This is a genomic window from Methanobrevibacter sp. (assembly GCF_045116495.1).
Taxonomy (GTDB): Archaea; Methanobacteriota; Methanobacteria; order Methanobacteriales; family Methanobacteriaceae; genus Methanocatella.
Genome location: NZ_JBGULU010000137.1, coordinates 1 through 4044, shown reverse-complemented (window position 1 = coordinate 4044; position 4044 = coordinate 1). Strand labels below are relative to the sequence as shown.

Genomic DNA, 4044 nt, shown 5'->3' with positions numbered 1-4044 from the left:
AATTACTTCAATTGTTTTTCTAACCGCATGCTCAAGGTCAAATTTTTCATCCATGAACTTTTGAATCAGATGAGGAATGACTTCAGTATCTGTTTCTGATTTGAATACATGTCCTTCAAGAGTTAATTTTTCCTTAATTTCCAGATAATTTTCAATAATTCCGTTATGAACAACAGCTACAGTGTTTTCCTCATCAACATGAGGATGTGAATTCATCTTTGATGGATCTCCATGTGTAGCCCATCTAACATGAGCAATGCCGTAACTTCCTGGCATGTCAGTGAGATTTAACTTATTGTCAACTTCTATGATTTTACCTTTATCTTTTTTAATGTGTATCTTATTCTGTGAGAATGTAGCAAGGCCTATTGAGTCATATCCTCGGTATTCCAATTTGGATATGCAATCAAAAAGGATTGGCGCCACATCTTCATCTTTTTTTAATATACAACCTACAATTCCACACATTTAATCACCCTGATAATTGTAAATATCTTTATAAAGCTTTACAACATCCCCTATTATTAAAATGGCAGGAGTGTTGATTTTCTTATCGGAAATATCACCAAGAGTTCCAAAGACCACATTTTCATCAGGCATTGTTCCGCTTTCAACAGCACATACCGGTGTGTCAGGGGAACGATATTTCATGATTTCTGCGGTATTTTCTTTGATATTTCCAATTCCCATTAAAATAATTAATGTATCGGCAGTATAATCCCAATGAACCTGGCTTTCCGGTTTTGTTGGGTCTTCATGACCTGTTACAATAGTCACTGATGTTGCAACAGCTCTATGAGTTACCGGAAGTCCAAGGGATGTTGGTGCTCCAATTGCAGAGGTAACTCCCGGAATAACTTCAAATTTGATATCATGTTCCATTAAAGCCAATATTTCTTCACCGCCCCTTCCAAATACGAAAGGATCTCCACCTTTAAGCCTTACAACATTTTCATGACTTTTAGCCTGCTCGATGATTAATTCATTGATTTCATCTTGAGTCTTATAGTGTTCGCCTGCCTTTTTGCCGACATAGATTCTTTCGGCACTTTCGGGTGCATGGGCCAATATCTCGTCATTTGCCAGATAATCGTATAAAACCACATCTGCTTTGTTTAGAGCCTTTACTGCTTTCAATGTTATTAAATCAGCATCGCCGGGACCTGCACCAATTAGATAAACTACCATTCAAATCACTTTTATAAAAATCCTTTAAAGAAGTTTAGACCATCATCGGAGCCGAACAATTCTTCACATGCCCTTTCAGGGTGAGGCATCATTGCACATACAAGTCCTGATTCATCGCATACACTTGTGATTGCCTCCATTGAACCGTTAGGGTTTTTGCCTTCAAACTGCAATACGATTTGGTCCTGGTCTTTCAACAGGTCAATGTCCTCTGTGTAGAATCTGCCTTCCGCATGTGCAATAGGAAGCTGGATAGTTTGACCCTTTTCAAATGCCTTGGTAAATGGAGTCCTTGAGGTTCCTACCTTCAATTCCACCCATTCGCAGTTGAATTTAGGATATTCATTTGTGATGAAAATTCCAGGGACAAGACCGATTTCACCTAAAATCTGTGCCCCATTACAGATTCCTAAAACAGGTTTTTCCTCTTTGACCAATTCCTTAATCCCATCAATTACAGGTGTGATGGAAGCCATTGCACCTGCCCTCAGGTAATCCCCATATGAAAATCCTCCAGGAATAACGATGCCGTCATAGTCTGTGAGGTTTTCTTCACTCCACCAGATATATTCTGGAGTAAGGCCTGCCAGTTCAACAGCCTGTGCAACATCTCTGTCACAGTTGGTTCCCGGAAATCTGATTACACCAATTTTCATTCGAATCGCCCCTATTTACCACAGGCCATGTTCTGTGGAATGACATTGATTTTATAATCATGAATTACAGGATTACAGAGTAACCTTTCACACATGTCGACTACATTTTCCCTGATTGCTTCCCTGTCTTCGCCTTCCATTTGGAATTTGATGGTTTCAACAGTTTTTACGTTTTTAACTTCATAGCCAAGCAATTCGAGAGATCTTTCGATTGTTGTAGCTTCAGGGTTTAACATACCGCTTTTAAGAGAAATCTTTACTTCAATATCAAATAACATCTAAATCACCTTTTCATCATCCGGAATAATCCTGTCATATACTTCTATATAAGCAGCCATTACTTCGTCGTCTTTTCCTTTTCTAAATAATTCCTTATCCAACATGTCCAGTGTTTCACTGTCCCACAATCTGCATCCGTCAGGAGAAATTTCATCACCCAATAGAATGTTTCCGTCTTTATCCTTACCGAATTCGACTTTAAAGTCAACTAGGATGATTCCGGCATCGGCAAGGAATCCTGATAAAACTTCATTTATTTTCAATGCCCTTTCAATCAGGATATCGACTTCTTCATCTGTTGCAATTCCCATTGCCTTGATGATGGAGCGATTGAGCATTGGATCATGATATTCATCATCCTTATAATCCATTTCAACAATAGGAGGTTCTAATTTAGTACGCTCTTCAATAGGATATTTGCGAACTAAACTACCAGTAGCTATATTCCTTACAATAACTTCAATAGGTATCATTTCAAGCTTTTTGGCAAGCATGACGTTAGGTTCTGGAAGGTCAATGAATTGGGTAGCAACACCATTTTCCTCTAAAACTTTAAATATTTTAGCAGAGATTACGGCATTGTATGCTCCTTTGTTGTTCATGACTTCTTTTCTCTCACCGTCACCGGCAGTCATGTCATCCCTAAACTCGATTATGACTTCATCGTCGTTATCTGTAGTATACACGCTTTTTACTTTTCCACTGTTAATTAACTCTTTTTTGTCCATGATATCAACAAAATTATTAAATTAGTATATTATAATTTTTGAATTATATATTATATAAAATTAGTTAATATTATGAATTCTGAAGTTAAATTTTACCAAAATTTAGAATTGATTATAACAAAGAAACGATTGACAATACAGCCACATATCTCTAAACAAGTAGCTAATCTTAACCGGATTTAACATTAACATCAGATAGAGAATTAAAAAGTTAATAAAAAAATAGGATATATATCAAGCAGTTGAAATTCAGTTGAAAGTAAAAAAACAGTCAATAATGTAAAAAAATAAAAAAGAGTTATAATTTGTTAATGTAGACGACATCATCCGGAGTCAAACCAAATTTCATCCCATTTAGAGAGCCGTTCGGAAGCTCTGATAAAATTGTAAGAGGATATGCCTCAGCAGGCTTTAAAAACATCTGATGAGTGACATCCTGTCTTGTTGTAACTGATATCTTATAATTGTTTCCAACATGAGACAGTTCCCCATCAAGAAAAACCTTGTTGAAGGTCTGTTCCATAAGATAATCCGGAAATGAAGCCTGAATATTGAAATATTCCAATAACTCTTTTAAAATCATTTTTATCATTCCAGACTTGGGAGTTTATCCTGATCTGATTTGTAGGATGAACCTATCAGTTCGCCTGAATCCTTATCAAACTGTCTGAAGCCGCCATCACTATAAGTGACTTCACGATAGTATCCTTCGCCATTCTGGCTGTTGAATTTCACCACTTCGCTTACAATGTCACCGTCATCTGACTGAGAACTTTCCAAAGATGCGACATTACTTGCTTTATCCTTTATCTTTTCAATTATATTAGAATCGTTTTCATCCATATTATCACCTGATTCATTCATGAAAGAATATGCTACAGCACTACCGACAATCAGCAATGCTACAATAATCCCCAAAAGGATTAAAATAAAGCTTTTCATATTCTCACCTCGTTAAGCTTTCATTAATTCTTTGAACATAAGGGGTTAAAATAGTTTTCTATTTAGTTTATATATTACAAAAAATAATAATTAATCATGGACTTGAAAAATACCACAATACTTCTCATATTCACTTTATGTGTTTTGGGTCTGATTATAGGAGTTTACTATACCGAAGCTAGCGAGAGCACTCATGACACAACCGATTATGATGAAGTGATTCATGAAGATTCAAACGGAACAATCACCAT

The 4044-nt window shown here is 36.3% G+C and carries 6 protein-coding genes and 1 pseudogene; all 7 read right to left on the bottom strand.

Going from position 1 to position 4044, the window contains the following annotated elements:
- Positions 1–468: pseudogene (locus ACJMLH_RS07595) on the bottom strand (glutamine--fructose-6-phosphate aminotransferase); the annotation flags it as partial.
- Entirely contained in the window at positions 469–1188 is a 720-nt protein-coding gene (gene cobA, locus ACJMLH_RS07590) for a uroporphyrinogen-III C-methyltransferase (RefSeq protein ID WP_405276345.1), read from the bottom strand. It lies immediately after the preceding pseudogene.
- 11 nt (positions 1189–1199) lie between these two features.
- Positions 1200–1844: a phosphoribosylformylglycinamidine synthase subunit PurQ gene (gene purQ, locus ACJMLH_RS07585; RefSeq protein WP_405276343.1), complete on the bottom strand. Its 645-nt coding sequence runs from the start codon at positions 1842–1844 to the stop codon at positions 1200–1202.
- 11 nt (positions 1845–1855) lie between these two features.
- Positions 1856–2122, bottom strand: coding sequence for a phosphoribosylformylglycinamidine synthase subunit PurS (gene purS, locus ACJMLH_RS07580; protein ID WP_405276341.1), 267 nt, complete (start codon positions 2120–2122; stop codon positions 1856–1858).
- Positions 2123–2851 (bottom strand): phosphoribosylaminoimidazolesuccinocarboxamide synthase, encoded by a 729-nt coding sequence (gene purC / locus ACJMLH_RS07575; protein ID WP_405276339.1) that lies wholly within the window; start codon positions 2849–2851, stop codon positions 2123–2125.
- Between the two features lie 298 nt (positions 2852–3149).
- The gene (locus ACJMLH_RS07570) at positions 3150–3434 is read right to left on the bottom strand and encodes a hypothetical protein (RefSeq protein WP_405276337.1); all 285 of its coding nucleotides are present in this window, start codon (positions 3432–3434) and stop codon (positions 3150–3152) included.
- Positions 3435–3439: 5 nt separating this feature from the next.
- A complete protein-coding gene (locus ACJMLH_RS07565; protein WP_405276335.1) occupies positions 3440–3793 on the bottom strand; it encodes a flagellar protein, FliL in 354 nt (117 codons plus the stop codon).
- Positions 3794–4044 lie beyond the last annotated feature (251 nt).